The organism is Sphingobium chlorophenolicum, assembly GCF_000722875.1.
Classification (GTDB): domain Bacteria; phylum Pseudomonadota; class Alphaproteobacteria; order Sphingomonadales; family Sphingomonadaceae; genus Sphingobium; species Sphingobium chlorophenolicum.
Genome location: NZ_JFHR01000018.1, coordinates 48,560 through 69,037 on the forward strand (window position 1 = coordinate 48,560; position 20,478 = coordinate 69,037).

The window sequence follows — 20,478 nt, forward strand, 5'->3', positions numbered from 1 at the left end:
GCGGCGCCGCAGCGCCGCCCCTCCGGGTCAGAAGAAGTCGATCTTGTCGGCCCAGATTTCGCAGCCGTATCGGGTGACGCCATCGCGGTCTTCCCAGCTCGAATAGTGGAGGCTGCCGGTGATCGCGACGACGTCGCCTTTCTTGCGCGACGCGGCCGAGCGCGAGAGACCGTTGAAGCAGGTCACCTTGTGGAACTCGGTGTCCTTCGCCGTATAGCCGGTTGCCTCGTCGACATAGGACTTGCCATCCTTGAGCTTCAGTCGGTCGGTGGCGACGATCAGGGTGGTGACGCTGCCGCGGGTCTCGGGATCCTTGACGACCCGGCCGGCGAGATTGACGTTGTTCATAGTGATGCTCCTCGTTTGACCCAGCGGCCTTCCCGCCGGTGACACCGAAGAGCGGCGTGCGGGACCGGCCAGCACCGGAGCGCAGCGAAGGGAAACCCCCGGCGGGAGCTGGCGCGGGCAGCCGCGTAGCGGCAACACGGGCGACCAGAGGGGGTTGCGGGCCGGCACCGTCTCGCCGCAGGTGTCAGGAACAGGCGAAGGAAGGGCGCCGGATCGATCGAGGGTTCGACCGGACGACCAGGCCGATCAGGGCCTGAAGGTCCAGAGCGAGAGCATGCCTTTCTTGCCCTGCCAATCGCCACCGACGCGCGTGAAGCCTACCCGCTCAAGGTGGTTGCGGATCGTGTTGCTGCTGGTGGTCGCAAAGGTCGGTTCGGTGATCTGAGCAACGATGGCGTCGATCAAGCCGCCGGAGAGCTGGCGACCCCGCACGTCGGCCGCCCTCACGACATAGCCGAGTTCGGGCGAGGTCTCGAACCCGACGATCGGTGCGCCGGCCAGCTTGAACTTGTCCCGGCGGTAGGAGGTGCCGGGCTGCTTCCAGGCGGCAGCGGCCACGATGCGATCGTCGGCAGTCTCGCGAAGCAGCGCGACGCAGCGGGTCCGCGTGAGGCGGCCAAGAAGGTTGTCGACGGTCCCGACCACGGCCTTGCCCCGCACCACGAGCTTTGCGACGGCAAGCTGGTCGGCGGCAGGAAGATCGGTGAAGGTGCCGGTCCAGGGATAGGTTTCGTCAGCCATGCGCGGTGTGAAATCCTGGCGTGAGTGCGGTCGTGGAGGTGCAGGCAGTCATTTGGTCGGCGCGTAGTAGATGGCGTCGAGCATAGCCACGCGCGCGTCCCAGAGCTCCATATCGCGGCCTGCGGGACGGTCCGCGTTGAACCATGGCGCCTGGTGGATCGGCTCGATGACCCGCTTCCAGTAATTGTCGAGCGACAGGGTGGTCGGCGCAAACGAGAGGGCCGTGGCTAGACCGGGCGTGTTGCCGGCGTTCATGCAGACGAAGAAGTCCGGCCGCTTCATGGCCAGGAGCCGGGTAGCCGGACCGAGCCGGGCGGTACGGGACGCGCCGGCAAACGCAGCCGTGAAGGCTTCGACATAGCCCTCGAACGCGTCTTGCGTGACGTCGCCGCGCTTTGGGATCGCATCCAATGCTGAGGCAATGGCGGCGTTCTTCTGTCCGATCAGCTCGGCAAAGGTGCCGGCGCCGCCCATCGAGCCGAACCATCCCCAGTCGAAATCGTCGAGCCGGGCCGCCTCGGCTTCGACGGCGCCGAGAACGCCGGCGATCCCCTTCCACTCGGCGACTGGAAGATCGCCGAAGGAGGCGGTCTTGGCAAACATCTGCTGAATCTCGCGGACGAGCTTCATTCGCTTTCGGAAGTCGTGGTGCAGGTCCTGCCGGGCGAGCTTGACGAAGTCCTTCCAGGACATGGTGGCGAGCGGCGAGGTGACGCGCGCCCAGTCCTTGGCCTCGCCGGAAAGAACCGGGTTCGTCGGCCGTGGCGCCTTGTCTGCGGCCTTGGCTTGCCGGCGATAGGTTGCGGCGAGCGGCCCGGTGATCGGCAGGCGCAAATGCGCGTAAGAGCTAAGCTGAGCGCGCACTTGGTCAAAGAAGGCGTCGCCCGCTTCGCCTTTGACATGGACGCTCGCTTCGAGATTGCTGCCGAGCCCGCCGTTCGTGAAGTTGGCGCTGCCGACGATCGCCTCGGCCTTGGCGCCGGACTGAAAGTAGAAGATTTTCGGATGAAAACAGCCGGGCCGGTTCTTCGCGACATAGGCGTTGGGCACGTCGACGAGGCGGTCGATCAGGTCCGGGTCGGTAGCGGAGAAATCAACACCGAGCAAAACGGACTCGAACTTGGCGGTGTTGGCGAGCAGCTTCTCGGCGACGCCGGTCAGCTCGCCCCAAGCGACCGCAATGGAGATCTGGTCGTGCTTTTCGATGAGCGCCGACAGACGACGCGCAATAGCCTTTGCTTCCAATAAAACGATCTGCATGTTCTGCGCCGTGTCCCCCAAGTCGACACAAGGATAGGTAGCTACATGTCGCGCTGCTGCAATTCAGTTCTGGGGTTATGATCAGATCGGAGCAAATAAACGAGAAAAGGGCCCGCTTCGCGTAACAGCGAAGCGGACCCAAGGGAGAGGAGCGCCAGGTCGGGATCAGCCGGCCGTTTCCGGAGTGCGGGCGCGACGACGGCCACCCGAAGCGCCAGCCTCGGCCCCGAAGGCGCCTTCGGCCGAGGACTCACCGAGCCCGTCGCCACCTGCCGGCGGCGCCGCTTCGTCAGCACCCGGGACCGGCGGCAGGCCGTCGTCGGCAGCGTTCGTGTCGGTCGGAGCATCGCGACGGCGCGTCGGGCGCGACCAGACGACATTGTAGGAGCCGTCCTCCTGGCGGAACGCCGAGATGTAGAGCGGCTTGTCGAGGCTCGGATCCTCGATCTTGCCGTTGAGGAAGCTTTCGCCGGTCGCGTTGGACGACAGTTCGAAGAGCGAGCCGACCTGCACCCACTGGCGGGCGGCCGACAAGGCGAGGATTTCGAACTTGGGCGCACGCGGGTTGGCGGACTGGACGGTGCGCAGGGCGATCACGATCGCGAGCGTCAGGGTCGAGATCTTGCCGGTGTAGGTGCCGCTGGCGTTCTGGGTGATGGTGCCGATGTTCATGGGTCGTCTCCTGAGAAAGTTCGTTCGAACCCCTTGTCCGAACACCTTCTCTGACCCCCTCCCCTCCTCGGCCGTTCGGCCGAGCAAGGCGCGCCAGCGCCGCTCCGACGGGCGCCCCTTCGGCGCCGTCGGGATGATTCAGGATCGTCTTTGAGGCGTATTCGGGATCAGGCGTCGGGCCGAGCCGCCGGCGACCGCCAGAGCGCTATGATGTCCTGCATTTCCTCGGCGAACCCGAGGCTGTCGATATAGACGGCGCCGCGATCGTTCTGACCGAGAAAGCCGATGATGGTGGTGATGTCGTTGGCAACGGCGACGTCGAGCCCGAACATGTCGGCGATCTGGAAATGGCCGAGATCCGGCCCGTTCCACCAGGCCATCAGGAAGTCGGCGACGCGACGCGCTTGGCCGGTGTCGGACAGGGCGAGCGGGATGAGGCGCGTCAGTGCCGCGCGCGCGGAATCATAGTCGGTCGGCACGGACGTCATCGGGCGTCTCCTGCTGGGAATGCTATCGAAGCGGGCGCGGGGTGCAAGGGCTGCTGTCGGTGCCGAGCACGCCGGACATAGTCACGATGCCCGCCCTGCCACTAGACGTCCTCGTAGTCGATCGAGAGCGAGTCCGCGAGTTTCTGGATTTCATCGTGGCAGTTGGGGTCCGCGACCGCACGCTTGGTCAGCGGTTCGAGGATGCCATCGGGCACGCGGTCGCCGAAGAGGAGGACCGCAAATTCCGGTCCATATTGGTAGGAAGTGTAGAAGAGCCCCTGCGCGGACGGGCATTCCTTGTGGATGCGCTCGGCCCAGCCACGCGTGACAGGGTAGGTGCTCTTGGGCCCCGCAAGAAGCGCGTTCGAGTTGACGCCGATCCGGCGTTGGTCCGCGATCGTGAGGCTGACGAGATTGAGGTCAGCGGTGGTGCGAACGTGGCTGTGCGCGTGGTGCCGGTAATCGGCCGGGAAAACGATATCGCGCGGCGCGACGCGGGTCCGGTTGCGCGGTGGCGTGTCGGGGCAACGCAGGATGATCTCGCAGGTGGCCGATTCAAAGGACTGCGCGGCATAGATGGTGGGAATGATCGCGCCGCCCTCGTCGCGGATCGGCGAGAAGCGGGCGTTGCCGAGCGCCGTATCGTTGAATTGGGCCGACCCGAACCGCTCAGGATGGATCCGATCGAGTTCGGTGCCGGCCTTGAGAAGATAATAGGCTTCCTTCCCGACCCGCATGGTGGCCGGGGCAGGCAATTTTATGCTGATTTTCATCAGCCATGGACCTCCGGCTCGATCGCACGCTCGAATGCGGCGATGACGGCCTCGGGCTCGCTGCCGAGCGCGGCGGCGGGCGTGTCGTCGAAGTCGAGATGCTCGCGCGTCAGCCAGTGGAGCAGTCGGAAGTTGCTCCAGTCATCAGGCTTGCGCGCGATGATCTCGATGAGCGCGGGATAGATGCGCCGGTTCTCTACGTCGAACTGGAGGAGCGGATAGACGGCGCGCCCATCGACCGTGAAGCGGAGCAGCTCGTTCTTCTCCTCCTTGCGCTTCATGGTCGCCGAAGGGTTGGAGCCCGATAGGCCGAGCAACTCGCAGGCCTCGGTCTGATCCGCCATCGGCGTCGAAGCGAGGATGCGCTCCTGGATACGCGCGCGATTGAGAGCGGCCTTGAGCGGCGCGTCGTCGGCCTTGGCGAGATTTTCGCGAAGCATGACGCGATACTCGGAAATCAGCTTGTCGAACTCGGTTGAGAACGCCGCGCGTAGAAATCGCTCGCCCACCTTCTCCAGCACCGCGGCCAGAAGCTTTGGTGTACCTTCCTTGAGCTTGCTCCCCTTGGGCGCCACCGCCGCGATGGCATCCTTGAGGACGACGAGATTGCCCGGGTCCTGAGCGATCGAGAAGCTGACAACGACAGATCCATTGTCTACCGCTGCGGCAGCAAGGCTCTCGCCCGCGTAGAAGGCGCGCTCACGGCCTCGACGGCTCGGAGCGATGGGCTTCTCGGGAGTGGTTGCAGCTACCATGATACAAATCCTAGTTTCGCTATCTCACAGAAGCGATATAGCACATATAGCAGAGATTGCGAGTCCGAGCGATAAAAAAGGGAGGCTCTCGCAACGATCGATCCGCTCGGTCAGTGGATGGAGCCGAACAGGCTGCGCTTGGCCGACGCCTGGTGCCTGCCGTCCTTGATTCCGGCAGTCGCACGCATGTCCTCGGCGAGTTGATCGGCAAGCCCCGCAGGGACGATGGCGTGCGGCGAGACGATATCGATCACGGCCTCGACAGAAAGAAGCTCGCCCGGTTCGGTGCCGATCCAGATAAGCGCCTCACCTTCCTCAGGTTCGTCCTCAGTGACGAAGAAGACCTGAGCGAAAAAGGTCTGGAGCGAGCGATCCCAACCCACCGTCGCCCGGACGACATGGGGTTGATCGGCTCTGGGCTGGAGATCGTGGCGGCTCATGACGCGGTCCTTCGTATCCTGTGCTGGACATGGCGCGCGGCGCCCTCGGCGCTGCTGATCGCCTTGCCCGCGGCCGAGGCGGCCTGACGGGCGCCGGCCTGACGGAGCAGGGTACGAGCTTCGCGCAGTCGCTCAACGGCAATTGCGATGGCCTGCCCATGTTCGGGCGTAGCCGGCGTGATCCGACGCATGGGATTTCTCCGGACGTTGCGGGTGGATGGAAGGCAGGAGAGCTAATCGTCCTGCGGCAGCATGATGGTGAGGACGCGGGTCGTGACGCTCGGATCTGCGGGGTTTTCCGAGCCCCATTCGAGCGAGGCGTCATAGTAATCGATGACGAAACGCACCTGCTGGCGCCGGATCGTGAACTCTCCGCGCGAACGCTCGGCGCCATCCTCGGGCCTGAAGCTGTAGTGGCGGACCGCAGCGAGCACTTCGGCCTGGGCGGCGATCTCAGCGAGGCGATCTGCCCCGTCAGCTAGGGCAGCCAGGCACGTCGATGTGATGACGATTCGAGCGGTCGGATCGCGGCCGGCACGACATAGGTCGTTGAGCTGCGCGATGCGGATTGTCTGGTCGGTCATGCGGCTTCCTTCAGTCCGGCGTTGAAGCTGTCGATCCAGGCCTCCATGGTCGGGCGCTCGGCGAGCGGGACGATACCGGCAGCGTCCTGGAAGCGGATGAGGTCGGTCGGCGCGTCGCGTTGGATCGACGCGATCTCGGCCTCGGGGAGCAGCAGCTCCGCGCGGATGAAGTCGGTGATTCTGCCCGGCTTGGTCTTGGTCGAGCGACGCCACAGGCCTTCGACCGTGCGAAGCCGTGGCGCTGCCCGGGCCTCGATGAGGACAATGAGACGCAGACACCAGGATGGGAGCGCCCGAACCTCGTCGGGCCGGATCGCGCCGCAGAAGAAGCAGCTCGATTTGGGCGGGACCGGCAGGCCGGCCGCCACGATCCGGGCGATGCAGCGGTCCCGCGTCCAACCCCAGTCCCGCAGCGGGCACCGGCAGTCGAACAAGGGATCGTCGATCGTCGCTGCATGGGCGTATCGGCGGCTATCCGCCGGCGAGGCATCATAGCCTATGAGACGGATGACCTTTTGCCCACGCGCCCATGCGGCCTGGGCCGGTGCCCATCGCTTCAGGAAGGCGTCCTGCGGCGCGACCTTCCATTTGAGCGAGCAGCTATGACGGCCCATGCTGATGCTTGGTAGCGTCGCATTGGTAAGGACGTTCGACAGGATCGAGTAATATGGCGGCCAGTGCTTGAACCGGCGAGGAACGTAGCGGACCACTTCGTAGGGGATGCCGCGCGCCTCCATCCAGGCGGCCATGACCTTCTGATATTCGTAGGTTTCGGGCTTTTCTGCTCCCGGGTCCGCGGAGAGAACAAGGTCGGGCGCCTCGCCCCTTGCCTCCAGTTCGACCAGCAGCGCGGTCGAGTCCACACCGATCCCGTAAGCTAGGACCACGGGCGGCGGGGCACCGGCGAGAATGCTGTCGACCATGCGTGGCAATGGAGAGGTGCTCATCGGGGCCTCGAACTCGAACGCGGTCGGTCACCGCATCCCACTCGATCCCCCCTCCCCTTTCGTCGGTCGGCCTCGGCCGAGACAACCACCGGCGCCACCGGCTTCAACTGTTGAGACATGGCGCGATGGTGTTCGCAAGGTTGCGCGCCGCCGTCTCGTGGCGGCGGACAATGCGCGTCACAGGAGGTCTGAAAATCGCTCCATTATGGATGAAGCTGTCGGATAGAGGTCCGCCAGGCCGTGTCGGGCGAGGATCGGTCGCCGCGCCGTTGCGATGTCCTCGGCCTCGGAGCGGGTCGGCACGCGTGGAGGCCATCCTTTGACGTAGCGCAGCGTTGGCGGCATCATCGCTTCGAGCCTCCGGCGCTCAAGCTGGTCGGCCTTAGCGCGGGCGATATCAGCCCGCAGCGCTAATCCCAGAAGGTGGGGCGCGACATCCGCCAGCCACCGTGCCGGTTGAAACGGGAACGTCGAACGAGCCTCGATGTCGACGAGCTCGCGATAGACCTCCGCGTTCGCCGGCGCCGATGCTGACGCAGAGAGATCGTGCATCGAGGCAAAGATGCAGTACCGGCACGAAAGGCGCGTGGCCTGGTAGGCCGTATAGGCCTCATGGAGGAGCAGACCGAGGATCTGATGGGCGCGAAAGACATCGCCACTCGTCCAGTCTGCGATGGGGTTCCAGACCATCATCACCGTCCCGTGTCGGTTTCCGGCCTTGGCGTGACGATGGTCTGCCTTGGAGATCGGTATCGCGGCGCGGTTGTGACTTTCGTCGCGTCGCAGGCCCAGCACGGACACGATCGTCTGTCCGCGCAGACGCTGCGCGATGGCGGGACCGATGACGGCCGATTTCATTTCGGACTGGCAAAACCGGAGCGAAGCGGACGACCAGGGACCGATGAGATTGTAGGTCTCCAGCGCCTCGTAGCGGCGCTTGCCGCTTTCGAAGCGCTGTAGCCAACGGTCCACCAGGTCGCCGGCTGACCGTCGGACAACTGTAAGCGGAACGCCTGCCTCTGCTGCGATGCGGTCGACGGTGGCCGAAGTGGTCGCCCACTCTGCCCGCCCAAGGTCGGCATGAACCGCCATTCTGCGATCACGCGAATGGCCAAGCCAGTCGAGGAAGAGATTCACCGCTGACATTGCTGCGGTGGAATCCTTGCCTCCGGAGAGGTTGAAGACGACCCAGGCATCATTGACGATGGCTTCGACGATGTCGGGCGTGAGCGCGATGCCTGGCAACTCGGGCATAACGGAGTGCGCCCCTGCCGCGATAAGACGAGCGAGGTAGGTCATGGCGGGATCCGGACGTTGAGGTCAGCCGAACAGGCGGGCGGAAGTGGCCGGCGCCGGTGAAAGACGAAGCTCGCGGCAAAGGCGCTCGGCGAAACGTTCGGGGGCCAGCAGTTCGTTGACCGAGGCCCAGCGATTGCGATCGCCGAAGTGATCGTCGCGTCCTCTCACCCTGCGGAAGGCAACTTCGTGATCGGGGCCGAATGGGCCGAGGGACAGGCGGACCCAAACCTCCTCGCCGTGGAGCGTGATGTCGCCCGAAATGGCGACGCCGCCCTTGTCAGAGCGGACGTCATAGCTGCCTGGGTCGAGCTCCAGCGCCTCGGCGAGCCGCCGCATCGCGTGGCGGCCCTCCTGGTGAAAGACACGCTTCGCGGCCTCGTCGTAGCTGACGCCCCGATAGGCGAGCGTGCGCAGAGCGGGGTTTTGGCGAATCTCGGCGATCTCATCCATGCACTTCCTGCGCAGCACCGTGTCCGCAGGCTGGCGTTCGCAGACGACGCCGAGATGTCGAGCCAGCAAGACAACCGCGGGATCGGTCTCGGGATCCTTGCCGGCGTTCCGACAATCGGTGATCGCGGCTTCTACGAGGTGTAGCGCTGCGGCGATCGTGGTGATGCCGCTGGTATCGAGCGCCTGCTGGTGGCGCATGGCGATGTCGTAGTGCATGGGGGTGGCCCTCCGGTTTCGAGCGCAAATCCACTCGAGACGTCGGCCCCCCTCCTCTCTTCCTTGAGTCGCTGGTCCGTGACCAGAACACGATCTGGTCTAGGCAGGATCAGTTCGATCAGCATCGGCCAGGTCAGCCTTGGCCATAAGTAGTTGGACGGCGCGCCGCAGACCGGCAGCTCCGGTCTCGTTGAGGAACTCGACACCAGCCTTGCGCGCGCGGATCGCAGACATGAGCGCCGCTGCGGGGCGGCCCTTGAGCGGGTAGGTGTAGACGTCCCCGTCCTCGATCGTGATGACGTGGGTGCGCAGGCGGCGACGGAGCAGCACCGTTTGTTCGGCCTCGTCCATCAGACGGGCAACCTCATGCTCCATGTCGGGCTCGAAGGTATGGCCGTGAAACGTCCTGGTCGGCCGGTGGGCCCTGAGCCAGGCGTTGACGGCATGCTCAGTCAAGGCCCCCACCTGCCGGTAATCGTCGGCTGCGCCATGACCTCGATTGGAAGCCAGAAAGGCAAGAGCGCCGTCGATCCAGATTTCTGCGGTGTAGCAGGGCGTCTCGTCTGAGAGCGCTTTGATGATCTTGAGCTTGCGGAGTTCAATCAACATGGGGAGTCTCCTCGCAAGAAGATGCGGAGCTGCGTGCGCGAGCCGGTCCGATGGCCCTGGCTATGTGTCCGGCGTAAACGGCACAGACTGCCCAGTAGGCGGCGATCGGCGGTTTGCGTCGTCGCCAGCTGTGGTCCGCGCGCAGGCGCGCATCGCTCTGCACGTCGAGAAGGATGTCCCGGAGCGCGAGGCGAGCCTCGGGCGGCAGAGCGCGAAGCCGTCCGACTGACGGCAGAGTTAGGATAGGGTTGCGAACCTCGCCCCTGGATGAGCGCGCGACGGCGGTCGCGCGCCGGTCGTGCTCATCAGGTCGATCAAGGAATCGGTGCATTGGGTAGCCCTCCGCTCTCGAGCGAAAATCCGCTCGATCGGCCGGCACCCCCCTCCCCTTTCTCAGCCGATCAGGCGGCGACGCGATCTCGGTAGATGTCGGCCGCCCATTGCTCGATCCAGGGCAGCGTCAGCTCGTTATGGTCGAGGTCACCCGACTCGATGAGTGCGCGGATCTCGGAGCGGGCCTGTGCGATCGCGGCCTCCCAGGGATCGCCCGGAACGTCGCTGCCCTGGCCGCGCGCGATCGATGGCAATCGCCGGGGCGGCTGCGAAAGGCGGTCCTGCTGAGCCGCGATCCATTGCTCGAGATGCTGCGCGACGAAGGAATCGGTCTTCGCGACGCCGGCCTTTCGGGCCGATTGGCGGGCGCGGATGCCATAGGCCTGGCTGTCGATCGAGGCGACGCGATGCGCGAAGGGCAGGAGGAAAGGGAGCGCGGCACCCTTGGCGCCGAAGACGTGGAGGCGCACGCCGGCGGGCAGGACCTGGTCGAGATGGTCGATCACCGCAATGAGCCCCTCGGGCCCGTGAACATGCCGGCGACACATGCTGCCGACGCCGATCAAAGCGCCGGGCTTGAGGCTCCGCCAGAGAGCGTCGAGGCAGCGCTCATAGTCCTCGGGAAGGCGCCCCTGAATGACGGGCATGAGCGTATCGGCGATTCCATGGTCCTCGGCCAGGCGGCGGCAGTCGCGGTTGGCGCGGATGGTGCGAGAGATGCGGTCGAAGACCTCTTCGCGATCGCGCGCGATCTCGGCCTCGACGCAATAGTCCGCGCTGGCCCACCAGCGGAACGGATGGGCGGCGGCGAGTTCGACGTAATCGGCGAGCGTCCAGGGGAACCCGCCATACCGCGCGGCCGCGACGAAGCCGGCCGAGTCGAGGCAGAGCGCCGGGAGGCCTTGGGCATTGCCGAGCTGGTGGATTCGCCACCCACACCATTCGCGCCAGCCCCGACGGTCGGTCCAGCGGGATAGGGCATTGGCGGAGATCAGGGCTGGCTGGCCGATGGCCTTCGCTCGGGCGAGGATCGGACCATCTCCGAGATGCGGGAGACCGACGATGATTTCGATCGACATGAGAAAGTGCTCCTCACCGCAGTCTCGCGGTTGACGGGTCCAGATGTTCACGTTACGTTCCGTGGCGCAGGAGAATTGCCATGACGACCAGCCCGTTCCGCGACCGTTTCGATTTCGACATCACGCTGCGCGACGCTGCGTTGGACGTGGAGAACCGGCCGACCCGCCGGATGATCGCAAACGCGTCGATTGGGATGGACGTCGAGGACGCCTATTATTCGGTGCGCGAGCTGCGCGAGGCGGTGAACTGGGTTCACGAGGGCGAGGCGTCCGGCAAGGCGAAGCTCGCCGGCATCCTCGCCAATGATGGGGCTGACGATTTCCAGCGTTGTATCTATTTCTGCCTCGCTGGGCGCGGCGTGGTCGCGATGCTCGACGATCTCGAATGGCTCGAAGATTTGCTCGAGCGGCGGGGCCGGGTGGCGGGGGAACAGAAGCGGCTGAAAGGCTCGTGGATGCCGCTGGCGAACCCTTATGTGGCCGACGCGCCCGACGGTCCGATGATCAGGCTGGACAGCGACTTCGTGCAGGGTCCGTCTTGGTGGGCAGATCCCAGTCTAACGGCCTGACGCCATAAGGCGGAGCCGTCACCGCTCGCAGCGCAGGCGCTCGCCTTGGCGCCACCGCGAGGGCTCAAGCCATCTTCCGGTGAAGGCCCCTGCCCTCGCGGCCTTGGCCTGCGCGAAAGCCGATTGATATCGTGCCGCACGCTGCGGGTCGCTCCGCAGATATTGGACCGCAGGGACGGCGAGGCCGGCACGAATCATCCGCTCGCCCAGATCCCGACCATCGACGGTCACGGTTGCGACGGGGCGACCGTAACTGGACGATGGTGTCAGTTTGATCGTCGCCGTCTTTGATCGCAGAGCGCTGGCGGCGAAATCCTGCGCGACCTTGCCGCACTGCCAGCAGCCCGACACCCTCTGGCAGAGCTGACGGCGCTCGAAGGCGTCGACCCCCAGCAGCCGGAAATCGACGGCGACGGTGTCCCCGTCGAGCGCCCGGGCCTGCGCGTCGAAAGTCTGTGGCCTCGCGGGGGCGACCGGCGCGGCGGACGATAGGGCCACCAAGGTCATGAGCAGGACGGCCCGCATCAGAGGACCATCTCCACCTCGACCAGGTCGGTCGCCGATGGGCAAGTGCAGACGCGGAAGGGCTGCAGGGGATTGGCGGTGCGCACGATGCGGAGCGGTTCGGGCCGCTCATCGAACAGCCGGGAGGCGACGCGATTGGCGTTCTCGCGGCTGCAGAGCAGCAACCGTTTGGGCGAAAGCCCGGGAAGATGAGCGAACATGTGGGCTCCTTGGTGCTGGAAACCAGATACAGGCTGGGCCGATCAGGCAAAGATCGTCTTATGGACTTTGGTCACGGGGACCACCTGCCAGGGCAGATCCATGAAGCCGGCGATACGGTATCGAAGGCTGGTCTCGGGGTCGCGCAGCGACAGCCGGCGACCGCGCTTCTCGACAATGAACTCCGATCCTATGTGCCCATCGACGAATTTGACCGGCGTCTCGAGCCTGACGCGATCGCCATGCTCGAGCTTGCGCGCGCGGCGCGCGAGCCGGGCGCGGCAGCGCTGACGCCAGCCCTGGGCATATTCGTTGTCGGTCGGACTGAGGAGATCGAGGATGCTGCCGGGGCAGTCGTCCTCACAAGGCCCCATGGATTCCTCCATATCCTTGTACCCGAAATTCTCGCCGGTCTTGCTCTTGGGGCACCAAAGGACCTTGCAGACGATCGCGAAGGTTTCGCCGCCGACGCCGTTCGTCATGACCTGGGCAGCGGCGTAATAGGTGCGGTTCTGGGGGCAGGACGAGGCGAGAACCCTTAGTGCCTTGGTGCCGCCCGCGACGTCTCGCGTGTAGGTGAACTGCGCGTCGAGATAGGCCTTGGCGGTCGGATGTCCGCCCATTGAGGTGAACGGCATGGTGAGCCATCCCATCGCTAGTCTCCTTGTCAAAGAGGAAGGGGGGTCAGGCCGCCTCGGCAAGCGGCTCGAGGGCTTCGGGGCGTGCTCCGTCATCAGCCCGATTGGACTTGGCCTCCGCGAAGCCGCACAGATAGTTGAAGGCCTGCTCCGCCTTCGACGCCGCATGGATGATCGCGGTCTTGTCGGCGCGCAGGATCCCGAGCCAATGGGCCACGTAGCTCGCATGATTATCGTGGAGTTCGTTCGGAAGACCGAGGTGCGCGCAGACGAGACCGCTGCCGATCTCCGCGACCAGCTCCTCGAAACTATAGGCGTTGTCGCCGAACCTCTTGCCGAATGTCCGGGCAAGGCGCGGCGTGCCGCCGGACCAGTGGACGGTCTCGTGGGCGCGGGTCGACGCGTAGTAATCCATCGACTTGAACGAGCGCTGATGCGGCATCTGGATATAGTCGAAGGTGGGGTGGAAATATGCCCGGTCGCCGCCGTGCCGGACCTCCGCAGGAATCGGCGCGAAGAAGGCGTCGATCGCGCACTGGCGCGCCGAAGGATCCATCGGTGTCGGATCCTCGTCGGCGGGATAGAAAGATGCCGGCAAGCCGTCGATCTGATCGGCGTTGAATACGATGTAGTGGCGCAGGAAGCGGATGCTGCGCTCGGTCTCGGCCCCGGTGGCCGGGTCGGACTCAGTTTTCTTGAAGCTCGAATAATAGACCGAGAGCGATCCCTGCTCGCCCCGGCGCACGTTGGCACCCAGCGCTTCGGCCTGGCGATATGTCATCCAGTAGCGCGAGCGATATCCGCGCGCGTCGGCGATCGCCCAGAGGTAGAGGACGTTGATACCGGTATAGGGCGTGCCGCAATGCCGGAGCGGTCGGCCGCCGGCGCCGGTGATCCGCCAGGGTCGGCTCCAGGGCGCGACGCCCTCCTCAAGCTTGCGGATGATGAGGTCGGTGATCTCGGCCGCGGCGTCGCGGCTCGGCTTCTGTTTGCTACGCATGACGGTGGCTCCCGTGGCTTGGGCAAAAGAAGACCGCCGGCGCGGGGGAGCACCGGCGGTCTGTCGCTCAGGAGATGGAGCGCGGCTTAGGCGGCCGCGGGTTCGAGCGAGTCCTCCTCGATGTCAGCCTCACCGACCCCGCCCGAAGGCTCGACCTCGTTGGCCTTGCCCTCACCTGCCTCGGTCGGGTCGGCGGGAACCTCGGCGGTGGTGTCGAGGAAGCGCATCGCGTTGGGCACCCAGGCGAGCGCCGCCTCCTTGACCTCCGGCTCGACGATCGCGTCGCCTGCGAAGAGCTTCTGGCAGCTCTGCGAGATTTCCGTCTTCTTGAGCGAGGTGTGACGGACGGTCAGCGCCGGTCCGCCGATTTCGGTGAGCAGCGTAAGGATGCTGCCCTTGTTCACACGGTCGAAGAAGTTCTCCGAGGTCGGCCGCCACCAGCTCGCGACGTCGATCTCGAGAATCGAGGCGAGCCGATTGTGGAGCTTGATCTGCTCGTTCGACCAACCAGGCTTCGCCTCGAGCGACATGGCGACGATGTACGCGAGCCAATTGGCCTTGGTGTCGTCGTCGAGCGCTCGGAAGGCCTCGAACCGTTCGACCTCGCACTCGTGCTCGGTCCAAGCGGCGTCGAGACCGTCCTTGGCCTCAGCCAGGTAGTCGCGTGCGCGCGAACCCGGGATGTCGCCAGAGGCAGGGTCTTGCGGGCCGCTCGCCCTGATGGTCGTGCCGTACTTCACGGAGCTGAGATAGCGGGAGGCCGAGTTGATCCGCGCGTCGACCATAACGAACAGTGCGTAGTCGAGCGCGAGCGCCGGCTGCGCCAGGAGGCAGGAAGCGAGAATATCGCGCCGCTGGACTGCCAGTTCGTCATAGAGCCGAGCGCTAAGCGGCTTGCCGCCCGGCGCCACCGCCTCGGGCCGATACTTCGGCTCGGAAGAGGAATTGCCGCCGATGCGGATGCCGCCGCCCGTCGACTCTCCTTCGTCGCCGTCGTGATGGTCCTCGTCGCCGGGTTCGTGGATGACCAGCTCCTGCTCGCTGTAATATTGGCTGTCGAGCCGAATCTCGCCCTGCGGCGTGAGGAGCAGGAAGGCGCCGACATGAGCCTTCATCTCGTCCGGCAGGACCGGCGGCCGGCTTTCGATAGCCTCGGCCTCGGCGATCAGACGGTCGTCCTCCTGGTCGAGCAGCTTGAACGCCTCGTCGTCGAGTTCGTCGTCCTGCATGTCGGCCTCGATGGCGGTCCGGCGTTCCTCGATCTCGGCGAGGCGTGTGGCCTGCTCCTCGGTGAGCGGGGGTTGCTGCAGGATTGCACGATAGAGGCCGTGCGCCGCGTTGTGCGCATAGTTGCTGGCGATTGGGCGGATCCAAGCAAGACCGGTTTCCTCCCCGATGCGCGCGGCTTCGGCCTCCATGATCTCGGCTGCAAGCCGGTGCGCGATCTCTGGATCGACCCAGCGGTCATTGCCGTCGGTGAAGAGATCGCCATCGATCTTGCCGCCGGCCTCACGATACCGCGCCTCGCCGACCAGCACCGCGATCGGATCGCTCGCCTTCAGGGTCTCGTTGGCGATCACGCGGCGGATGGTATCGGCGGTGACGTGGCTCGACTGGTAGCTCTTCCAGACCAGGAGCTGCTTTTCCTGGTTCTCGGTCGATGCATAAGCCTTCGCGATGTCGAGCGTGATCGCGCCCTTGCTGAGCGCCTCGAAAATCGGCTCGGCAAGCGACGCCAAGCGTAGCCGCCCCTCGACGAAGCGGCGAGTCACGCCGAAACGCTTGGCAACCGCATCGATTTCGCCCGTCGTGCCGATGAAGTGCTGGAAAGCGCGACATTCCTCGGCGGGCGTCATCTTGAGCTGGTGGAAGTTGGTCGCCGTCGACGTCTCGGACAGCTCGGCATCGTCGCCGGTCAACACCATGACCGGAACGTCGAAATCAGTCTCGGAGATCGTGCCACGCTCCGCGAGGAGGCGCAGCGCGCGCCAACGACGGCCGCCGTCGAACACCTCGAAGGTGCCGCGCGGCTTTTTGGCGGGGGTGACGAGCAGGTTCTGCAGCACGCCCTTAGCCTCGATGCTCGCGGCCATGGGTTCGATCTGGAGCTGCTCGTCCGGGGCGGTGCGCACGTTGATCGGGGACAGGCGCAGCTTGTTGAGCTTGATGGTCTGGATCACTGGGGTAACTCCTTCTGGTGTCCGGGAATTTCCGAACACCACCCCCGCTCCCCCTTCCCTCTCTCTCAGGCTTGCCTGAGGCCGCCATCAGCACGCCGTGCGCGGACCGACCGCGACGTGCTCAAGGCCGGAACCGTCAGGGCGCGCCCGTGACGATCCGCCCGACAATCTCGGCCGCCGTAGGCACCGGAACGAAGACCCTGGTCCGATACTGAATGACCTCGGTGAAGCAGCCGATCGACTTGAGCCAGACGAGCTGCGCCGGCGGAGCCCCCACCAGCTCGATCCGGGGCGATCCGTTCACCAGGGCGCGCTTGATGGTCATGTGGAACGGCCGCGTCAGGTCGACGCTCCGGCCCGCTAGCGCGGACTTTACGAGATCGGTCGGCGGGAGAGTGTCGGCGCGGTCGAGGCCGAGCTTGGTGAAGAGTTGCACGACGTGATCGTCGAAGACCAGACGCCCGAGCCAGCTATTGCCGTCCTTGTCAGCGATGCGGTTGACGACGAGGTGGTCGCTCGGGAGCGCCGACCAGATCGGGAGAAGGAGGCCGGTTGCGAGACGGATCGTCTCCGTGTCGACCTTGCTCGCCGCGTCGTGCGCTTCCTCCAGCCACTTCGTGGAGAAGCGCTCGCGGTCGATCGGGGCCCAGGCGCTTTCAAACAGCTCCTGCTCGCGCATATATTCGGGCCGTGTAGGGCGGATGAGTTCGAAGCGCGGGATCGGCGTGCCCTCCTTCTCCTCCATGAGCGCGCGGGCACGAGTCTGCAGGGCCACCATCCCGGACTTGGCGTTCATCAGATAATCGGCGGTGCCGTCATTGTCGGCGATGCGCAGGACGCGCTCCAGCGAAACCGGCGTCCGTCGGCGTGCGATCTCGATGGTAAGGAGATGCGAGGTTGCGCCGCTGACTGGATCGGTCCGAAGCAATGTGTCGTCGATGAGAGTGGCCGTATCGACCAAGATCGTTTCGACGCCGACATCGAGCCGGCCGGCTTCGCGCGCTGCGGACACACGCGTCTCGACGAGCGCAAGGAACTCATCGAAGATCTTGTTCTGCAGTGCGATCGGCAACGCCAGGATCCGGTTGAGCCACCGCTGGATGGGCGGAAGGTCTTCCTTCATCACGCCATCCTTGTCGCAAAGCTCGAGGCCGGTGCGCTTCTCGAACTCTGCGTGGGAGACGCTGGTCAGCTTCCCTCCGACAAGCAGATGGAACCAACTCACCAGAGCCGCGCAGGCATACTCGCTTTCAAGATTGTCGGCGGGATCGAACAGGTTTTGGCCGCCGGTCTGACGTTGACCCCGGGTGAGCGCCCCCAGGCTGTCGAGCCGGCGGGCAATCGTGCTCGTGAAGCGAAGCTCGCCTTTGCAGTCCGTCGTCACCGGCCTGAAAAGAGGTGTGCTCGCCTGATGGGTACGATGGGTCCGGCCCAGGCCCTGGATGGCGCGGTCGGCGCGCCAGCCCGGTTCGAGGAGGAGATGGACGCGCTGCTGCTGATTGGGGACGTCGCGGGAGGCATGGTAGGAGCGCCCAGTACCGCCCGCATCGGAGAAGACGAGGATCCGCTTGCGGCCTTGCATGAAGGCGGCGGCCTCGGCCTGGCTCGTCCTAGTCGACCGGCTTTCGAGCTTCTGCCGTCCATCGGCGGTCGAGACGAGGCGCTTCGTTCGCCCCGTCACCTCAGCAACATTATCGTGGCCGAAATGCTCGAGGATGCCGTCCAGCGCGGACATGATCGGCGGCAGAGCGCAGAGATGCTCGATGAGCTGGGCCCGCGCCGCCTCGGCCTCGGGATTGTAGACGGGGTTGCCCGCATCGTCTTCCATCGGGACAGAGCGCTGCGCACCGGTGTCGTCGGTGAAGACCTGCATCTGGCGCGTGGGAAACGCGCGCTCCAGATAGTCGATCATATATTCGCGTGGCGAGAGGTCGATCTCGAGGTCGGCGCGTTCATCGGGGCTGAGCGCGCCCAGTCTCCGGTCAAGAATGGACTCGGCCGTCGTCACGAGCTGCAACACGACCGACTGGTCGGCGGCGAGATGCTCGCGGACCGCCGCGATAACGGTCGGGAGCTTCATGGACAGGAGGACCTGGCCGAAGAACCGCTGCTTCGTGGACTCGAATCGCGAGCGCGCGGATGCCTTGGCGGCGCTGTTCAGGGTCGCATTCTTGAGCGCATCGACGACACCGGTCAGCTCGAGCGCCTTCTCCATGTTCTGGTGGATGATCGACCAGGCGTCCGCATAGGTGTCGTAGATCTCGATCTGGGCGGACGTCAGCTCGTGGCGCAGGATGTCATATTCGACGCCGGCGAAGCTCAATGCCCGGGCCATGTAGAGGCCGGTCGCCTTGAGATCGCGCGCGACCAGCTCCATCGCGGCGATGCCGCCCTTGCTGATGCTGCTGATAAATTGTTCGCGGTCGGGGAATGCGGTGCCTGGCCCCCAGAGTCCGAGTCGGACGGCATAGGCGAGATTGTTGACGACGGAGGCGCCGGTCGCGGAGGCGTAGAGGACCCGGGCCGCAGGCAAATGGTTTTGGAGGAGCACGCCGCAGATTCCCTGCTGAGATCCGTCCTTGGTCCCGAGAGCGCCCTCTCCGCCAGCGACGCCGCCCATCTCATGGGCCTCGTCGAATGCGATCACGCCGTCGAAGTCGGCCCCGGCCCAGTCGACGATCTGCTTGAGGCGACTATGGTCGCCGCGCATAGACCGAAGAGTTGGATAGCTGATGAAGAGCACGCCCTGGTCGAGGTTGAGCGGCTCATCGATCTTCCAGTCGGAGATGGACTGGATGTCTCCGTTCAGGCCGCCCAGCGCCGTCCAGTCGCGTCGCGCGTCCTCCAGAAGCGGCGCGTTCTTCGACACCCAGATGTTGCGTCGGCGGCCCTGCAGCCAATTGTCCAGGATGCAGGCCGCGATCTGGCGGCCCTTCCCTGCCCCCGTGCCGTCGCCGAGGAAGAAGCCCTTACGGTAGGATTGGCCGTCTTCGGCCAGCACGAGGCCGACGCCCTCCTTGTCAGGCTTGAAATTGCCGGGGATCCATTGGGTCCAGGCATGTCCGGCATAGACGACCGTCTCGAGCTGCGAGGCGGAAAGCAGCCGCTCGGCGACGGTGCGCTCGGGCAACGCCGGCACATAGTCTGGGATCGGCGCCGGGATCGAGCCCATCGCGACGGATTCCACGAGCGGCGTTGGATGCTCACCCGCGCTCGCGAAGCTGATGCGGCTCGGCCGATATGGGAGATAGACACCGCTTTGCTCAAGCAGCGGCGCTGGCGTTTCCAGTTTCGCGTAGGCGACGGGGAGTACATGGTTGCGTGCAGGCGCATGGTAGGCGCGGGGCGCGGGCCGGCTGCTCTTGACGGCTCGGAAAAGCGAAACTCCTCCCGAGCGCTTCGGCACCGATGCTCCGCGATCGGGCTTCGCTGAGGATCGTCCCGGGACAACGAGAATATCAAGCAAATCGCTGACCGACGAACGCTGGATGAGCGAGGGCGGGGATTTTCCCGGAACCTTGTCGATGACGAACAAGCGCACCGCGATCGAGGTCCCATGCTTCAGGTAGCACTTCTCGAGACGGACGGCTGTCAGGACGCTGACGTCTCGCAGGATCGTCTCATATTGCTCGCGCATGCGCGCACTCGGTCCAAACCAGTCGGGCATGATGGCGACTAGCCTGCCGCCAGGTTGGAGGCGGCGTAGCGCCGCTTGCAGATGGCGGACCGCGGCGTAGTCGTCTGTGCCGCGACCGACCGACCTGGAAAAGGGCGGGTTCATCAGGATGAGCGTCGGGCGATCAACGCTTGCGAGGGTGGAATTGATGGTCGCACCATCATGTCCGGTGATCGAAGCCGAGGGGAAAGCCGCCTTCAACCGACCGCGGCGGAGCGGATCGAGCTCGTTCAGATGCAAGGCTTCGACCTGTCCGAGCTGCGCGACCAGAAGCCCGTTACCGGCGCTTGGCTCCAGGACGATGTCGTCGGACTGGACGTTGGCGAGCAGCGTCATGACCGCGGCGATGTCGACTGGCGTTGAGAATTGCTGCCATTCGATTTGATCCTCGCTGCGCACCGTCTGGGTCGGCAGGCGATTGGACAGCTCGATTAGCGCGCGGACGTCGCTGAACGCCGCAGGTTTCGATGCGCTCGCCTGAAGATGGATGGCGAGAGCATGTTCGAGTATCTCGAAGCTGGCGCGTTGCGTCCAGCGTCCGTCGGCATCCGAACCGCCGAAGGCGGCGGTCATTGCCTGGTTGAGGTGGCGACGCAGAATGACGTCGTTGGCCTGCAGGTGGGAGAGTAGGAGGCGCACAGCCTCGCGATCGGCGCCGGCGGCCATTTCGAAGAGATCGGACATGGAAGGGGTCTCCT

Annotated in this window: 22 protein-coding genes; 1 reads left to right on the forward strand and 21 read right to left on the reverse strand. The window is 65.2% G+C overall.

Going from position 1 to position 20,478, the window contains the following annotated elements; genetic code table 11:
- Positions 1 to 27: 27 nt before the first annotated feature.
- The 15 genes from BV95_RS09705 to BV95_RS09775 form a co-directional block, all read right to left on the reverse strand.
- Positions 28 to 348, reverse strand: a complete 321-nt coding sequence (locus tag BV95_RS09705) for a single-stranded DNA-binding protein (RefSeq protein WP_037450713.1) — start codon at positions 346 to 348, stop codon at positions 28 to 30.
- 246 nt (positions 349 to 594) lie between these two features.
- On the reverse strand, positions 595 to 1,089 hold the full coding sequence (locus tag BV95_RS09710; RefSeq protein ID WP_037450716.1) for a hypothetical protein: 495 nt from the start codon (positions 1,087 to 1,089) through the stop codon (positions 595 to 597).
- Positions 1,090 to 1,137: 48 nt separating this feature from the next.
- Entirely contained in the window at positions 1,138 to 2,349 is a 1,212-nt protein-coding gene (locus BV95_RS09715) for a phospholipase D family protein (RefSeq protein WP_037450719.1), read from the reverse strand.
- 165 nt (positions 2,350 to 2,514) lie between these two features.
- Positions 2,515 to 3,021: a DUF736 domain-containing protein gene (locus BV95_RS09720; protein ID WP_037450723.1), complete on the reverse strand. Its 507-nt coding sequence runs from the start codon at positions 3,019 to 3,021 to the stop codon at positions 2,515 to 2,517.
- Between the two features lie 167 nt (positions 3,022 to 3,188).
- The gene (locus tag BV95_RS09725; protein ID WP_037450726.1) at positions 3,189 to 3,509 is read right to left on the reverse strand and encodes a DUF7673 family protein; all 321 of its coding nucleotides are present in this window, start codon (positions 3,507 to 3,509) and stop codon (positions 3,189 to 3,191) included.
- A 101-nt stretch (positions 3,510 to 3,610) separates the two neighbouring features.
- Positions 3,611 to 4,282, reverse strand: coding sequence for an RES domain-containing protein (locus BV95_RS09730; RefSeq protein WP_037450728.1), 672 nt, complete (start codon positions 4,280 to 4,282; stop codon positions 3,611 to 3,613).
- A complete protein-coding gene (locus BV95_RS09735; protein ID WP_037450734.1) occupies positions 4,282 to 5,037 on the reverse strand; it encodes a hypothetical protein in 756 nt (251 codons plus the stop codon). The genes BV95_RS09730 and BV95_RS09735 overlap by 1 nt, the downstream gene beginning before the upstream one ends.
- Before the next feature lie 110 nt (positions 5,038 to 5,147).
- Positions 5,148 to 5,477 carry a hypothetical protein gene (locus tag BV95_RS09740; RefSeq protein WP_037450735.1) on the reverse strand — a complete coding sequence of 110 codons (330 nt, stop codon included), beginning with the start codon at positions 5,475 to 5,477 and terminating at the stop codon, positions 5,148 to 5,150.
- On the reverse strand, positions 5,474 to 5,668 hold the full coding sequence (locus BV95_RS09745) for a hypothetical protein (RefSeq protein WP_037450737.1): 195 nt from the start codon (positions 5,666 to 5,668) through the stop codon (positions 5,474 to 5,476). Before BV95_RS09745 ends, BV95_RS09740 begins: the two co-directional genes overlap by 4 nt.
- Positions 5,669 to 5,710: 42 nt before the next feature.
- Positions 5,711 to 6,061 carry a DUF3768 domain-containing protein gene (locus tag BV95_RS09750; protein WP_037450739.1) on the reverse strand — a complete coding sequence of 117 codons (351 nt, stop codon included), beginning with the start codon at positions 6,059 to 6,061 and terminating at the stop codon, positions 5,711 to 5,713.
- Positions 6,058 to 6,984, reverse strand: a complete 927-nt coding sequence (locus tag BV95_RS09755; RefSeq protein WP_156028628.1) for an adenine nucleotide alpha hydrolase family protein — start codon at positions 6,982 to 6,984, stop codon at positions 6,058 to 6,060. The genes BV95_RS09750 and BV95_RS09755 overlap by 4 nt, the downstream gene beginning before the upstream one ends.
- A 201-nt stretch (positions 6,985 to 7,185) precedes the next feature.
- Positions 7,186 to 8,307 carry a phosphoadenosine phosphosulfate reductase domain-containing protein gene (locus BV95_RS09760; RefSeq protein WP_051749690.1) on the reverse strand — a complete coding sequence of 374 codons (1,122 nt, stop codon included), beginning with the start codon at positions 8,305 to 8,307 and terminating at the stop codon, positions 7,186 to 7,188.
- 21 nt (positions 8,308 to 8,328) lie between these two features.
- Complete coding sequence (locus BV95_RS09765; RefSeq protein ID WP_037450743.1) at positions 8,329 to 8,973, reverse strand: hypothetical protein; 645 nt, start codon at positions 8,971 to 8,973, stop codon at positions 8,329 to 8,331.
- A gap of 99 nt (positions 8,974 to 9,072) precedes the next feature.
- Positions 9,073 to 9,582 (reverse strand): hypothetical protein, encoded by a 510-nt coding sequence (locus BV95_RS09770; protein ID WP_037450746.1) that lies wholly within the window; start codon positions 9,580 to 9,582, stop codon positions 9,073 to 9,075.
- 401 nt (positions 9,583 to 9,983) lie between these two features.
- Entirely contained in the window at positions 9,984 to 10,994 is a 1,011-nt protein-coding gene (locus BV95_RS09775; protein WP_037450749.1) for a deazapurine DNA modification protein DpdA family protein, read from the reverse strand.
- Positions 10,995 to 11,074: 80 nt separating this feature from the next.
- Between BV95_RS09775 and BV95_RS09780 the strand changes: the two genes are divergently transcribed.
- Positions 11,075 to 11,563 (forward strand): hypothetical protein, encoded by a 489-nt coding sequence (locus BV95_RS09780; protein WP_037450752.1) that lies wholly within the window; start codon positions 11,075 to 11,077, stop codon positions 11,561 to 11,563.
- A gap of 18 nt (positions 11,564 to 11,581) precedes the next feature.
- Here the strand turns inward: BV95_RS09780 and BV95_RS09785 are convergent, their stop codons facing one another.
- The 6 genes from BV95_RS09785 to BV95_RS09810 all read right to left on the reverse strand — a co-directional run bounded on the left by BV95_RS09785 (position 11,582) and on the right by BV95_RS09810 (position 20,464).
- Positions 11,582 to 12,088: a thermonuclease family protein gene (locus BV95_RS09785; RefSeq protein WP_037450755.1), complete on the reverse strand. Its 507-nt coding sequence runs from the start codon at positions 12,086 to 12,088 to the stop codon at positions 11,582 to 11,584.
- On the reverse strand, positions 12,088 to 12,288 hold the full coding sequence (locus tag BV95_RS09790) for a hypothetical protein (RefSeq protein ID WP_037450758.1): 201 nt from the start codon (positions 12,286 to 12,288) through the stop codon (positions 12,088 to 12,090). Before BV95_RS09790 ends, BV95_RS09785 begins: the two co-directional genes overlap by 1 nt.
- A 42-nt stretch (positions 12,289 to 12,330) precedes the next feature.
- A complete protein-coding gene (locus tag BV95_RS09795; protein ID WP_037450768.1) occupies positions 12,331 to 12,939 on the reverse strand; it encodes a DUF6927 domain-containing protein in 609 nt (202 codons plus the stop codon).
- 31 nt (positions 12,940 to 12,970) lie between these two features.
- Entirely contained in the window at positions 12,971 to 13,924 is a 954-nt protein-coding gene (locus BV95_RS09800) for an ArdC family protein (RefSeq protein ID WP_037450771.1), read from the reverse strand.
- A gap of 86 nt (positions 13,925 to 14,010) precedes the next feature.
- Complete coding sequence (locus tag BV95_RS09805) at positions 14,011 to 16,104, reverse strand: ParB/RepB/Spo0J family partition protein (RefSeq protein ID WP_037450772.1); 2,094 nt, start codon at positions 16,102 to 16,104, stop codon at positions 14,011 to 14,013.
- Between the two features lie 136 nt (positions 16,105 to 16,240).
- The gene (locus tag BV95_RS09810) at positions 16,241 to 20,464 is read right to left on the reverse strand and encodes a strawberry notch-like NTP hydrolase domain-containing protein (protein ID WP_037450775.1); all 4,224 of its coding nucleotides are present in this window, start codon (positions 20,462 to 20,464) and stop codon (positions 16,241 to 16,243) included.
- Between the last annotated feature and the right edge of the window lie 14 nt (positions 20,465 to 20,478).

Bases quoted from the DNA above. Each gene is read 5' to 3' on its own strand.
- BV95_RS09800 (WP_037450771.1), bottom strand. From the start codon at position 13,924: ATGCGTAGCAAACAGAAGCCGAGCCGCGACGCCGCGGCCGAGATCACC.
- BV95_RS09810 (WP_037450775.1), bottom strand. From the start codon at position 20,464: ATGTCCGATCTCTTCGAAATGGCCGCCGGCGCCGATCGCGAGGCTGTG.
- BV95_RS09765 (WP_037450743.1), bottom strand. From the start codon at position 8,973: ATGCACTACGACATCGCCATGCGCCACCAGCAGGCGCTCGATACCAGC.
- BV95_RS09745 (WP_037450737.1), bottom strand. From the start codon at position 5,668: ATGCGTCGGATCACGCCGGCTACGCCCGAACATGGGCAGGCCATCGCA.
- BV95_RS09740 (WP_037450735.1), bottom strand. From the start codon at position 5,477: ATGAGCCGCCACGATCTCCAGCCCAGAGCCGATCAACCCCATGTCGTC.
- BV95_RS09775 (WP_037450749.1), bottom strand. From the start codon at position 10,994: ATGTCGATCGAAATCATCGTCGGTCTCCCGCATCTCGGAGATGGTCCG.
- BV95_RS09760 (WP_051749690.1), bottom strand. From the start codon at position 8,307: ATGACCTACCTCGCTCGTCTTATCGCGGCAGGGGCGCACTCCGTTATG.
- BV95_RS09750 (WP_037450739.1), bottom strand. From the start codon at position 6,061: ATGACCGACCAGACAATCCGCATCGCGCAGCTCAACGACCTATGTCGT.
- BV95_RS09770 (WP_037450746.1), bottom strand. From the start codon at position 9,582: ATGTTGATTGAACTCCGCAAGCTCAAGATCATCAAAGCGCTCTCAGAC.
- BV95_RS09790 (WP_037450758.1), bottom strand. From the start codon at position 12,288: ATGTTCGCTCATCTTCCCGGGCTTTCGCCCAAACGGTTGCTGCTCTGC.
- BV95_RS09735 (WP_037450734.1), bottom strand. From the start codon at position 5,037: ATGGTAGCTGCAACCACTCCCGAGAAGCCCATCGCTCCGAGCCGTCGA.
- BV95_RS09710 (WP_037450716.1), bottom strand. From the start codon at position 1,089: ATGGCTGACGAAACCTATCCCTGGACCGGCACCTTCACCGATCTTCCT.
- BV95_RS09705 (WP_037450713.1), bottom strand. From the start codon at position 348: ATGAACAACGTCAATCTCGCCGGCCGGGTCGTCAAGGATCCCGAGACC.
- BV95_RS09795 (WP_037450768.1), bottom strand. From the start codon at position 12,939: ATGGGATGGCTCACCATGCCGTTCACCTCAATGGGCGGACATCCGACC.
- BV95_RS09785 (WP_037450755.1), bottom strand. From the start codon at position 12,088: ATGCGGGCCGTCCTGCTCATGACCTTGGTGGCCCTATCGTCCGCCGCG.
- BV95_RS09730 (WP_037450728.1), bottom strand. From the start codon at position 4,282: ATGAAAATCAGCATAAAATTGCCTGCCCCGGCCACCATGCGGGTCGGG.
- BV95_RS09725 (WP_037450726.1), bottom strand. From the start codon at position 3,509: ATGACGTCCGTGCCGACCGACTATGATTCCGCGCGCGCGGCACTGACG.
- BV95_RS09755 (WP_156028628.1), bottom strand. From the start codon at position 6,984: ATGGTCGACAGCATTCTCGCCGGTGCCCCGCCGCCCGTGGTCCTAGCT.
- BV95_RS09780 (WP_037450752.1), top strand. From the start codon at position 11,075: ATGACGACCAGCCCGTTCCGCGACCGTTTCGATTTCGACATCACGCTG.
- BV95_RS09715 (WP_037450719.1), bottom strand. From the start codon at position 2,349: ATGCAGATCGTTTTATTGGAAGCAAAGGCTATTGCGCGTCGTCTGTCG.
- BV95_RS09720 (WP_037450723.1), bottom strand. From the start codon at position 3,021: ATGAACATCGGCACCATCACCCAGAACGCCAGCGGCACCTACACCGGC.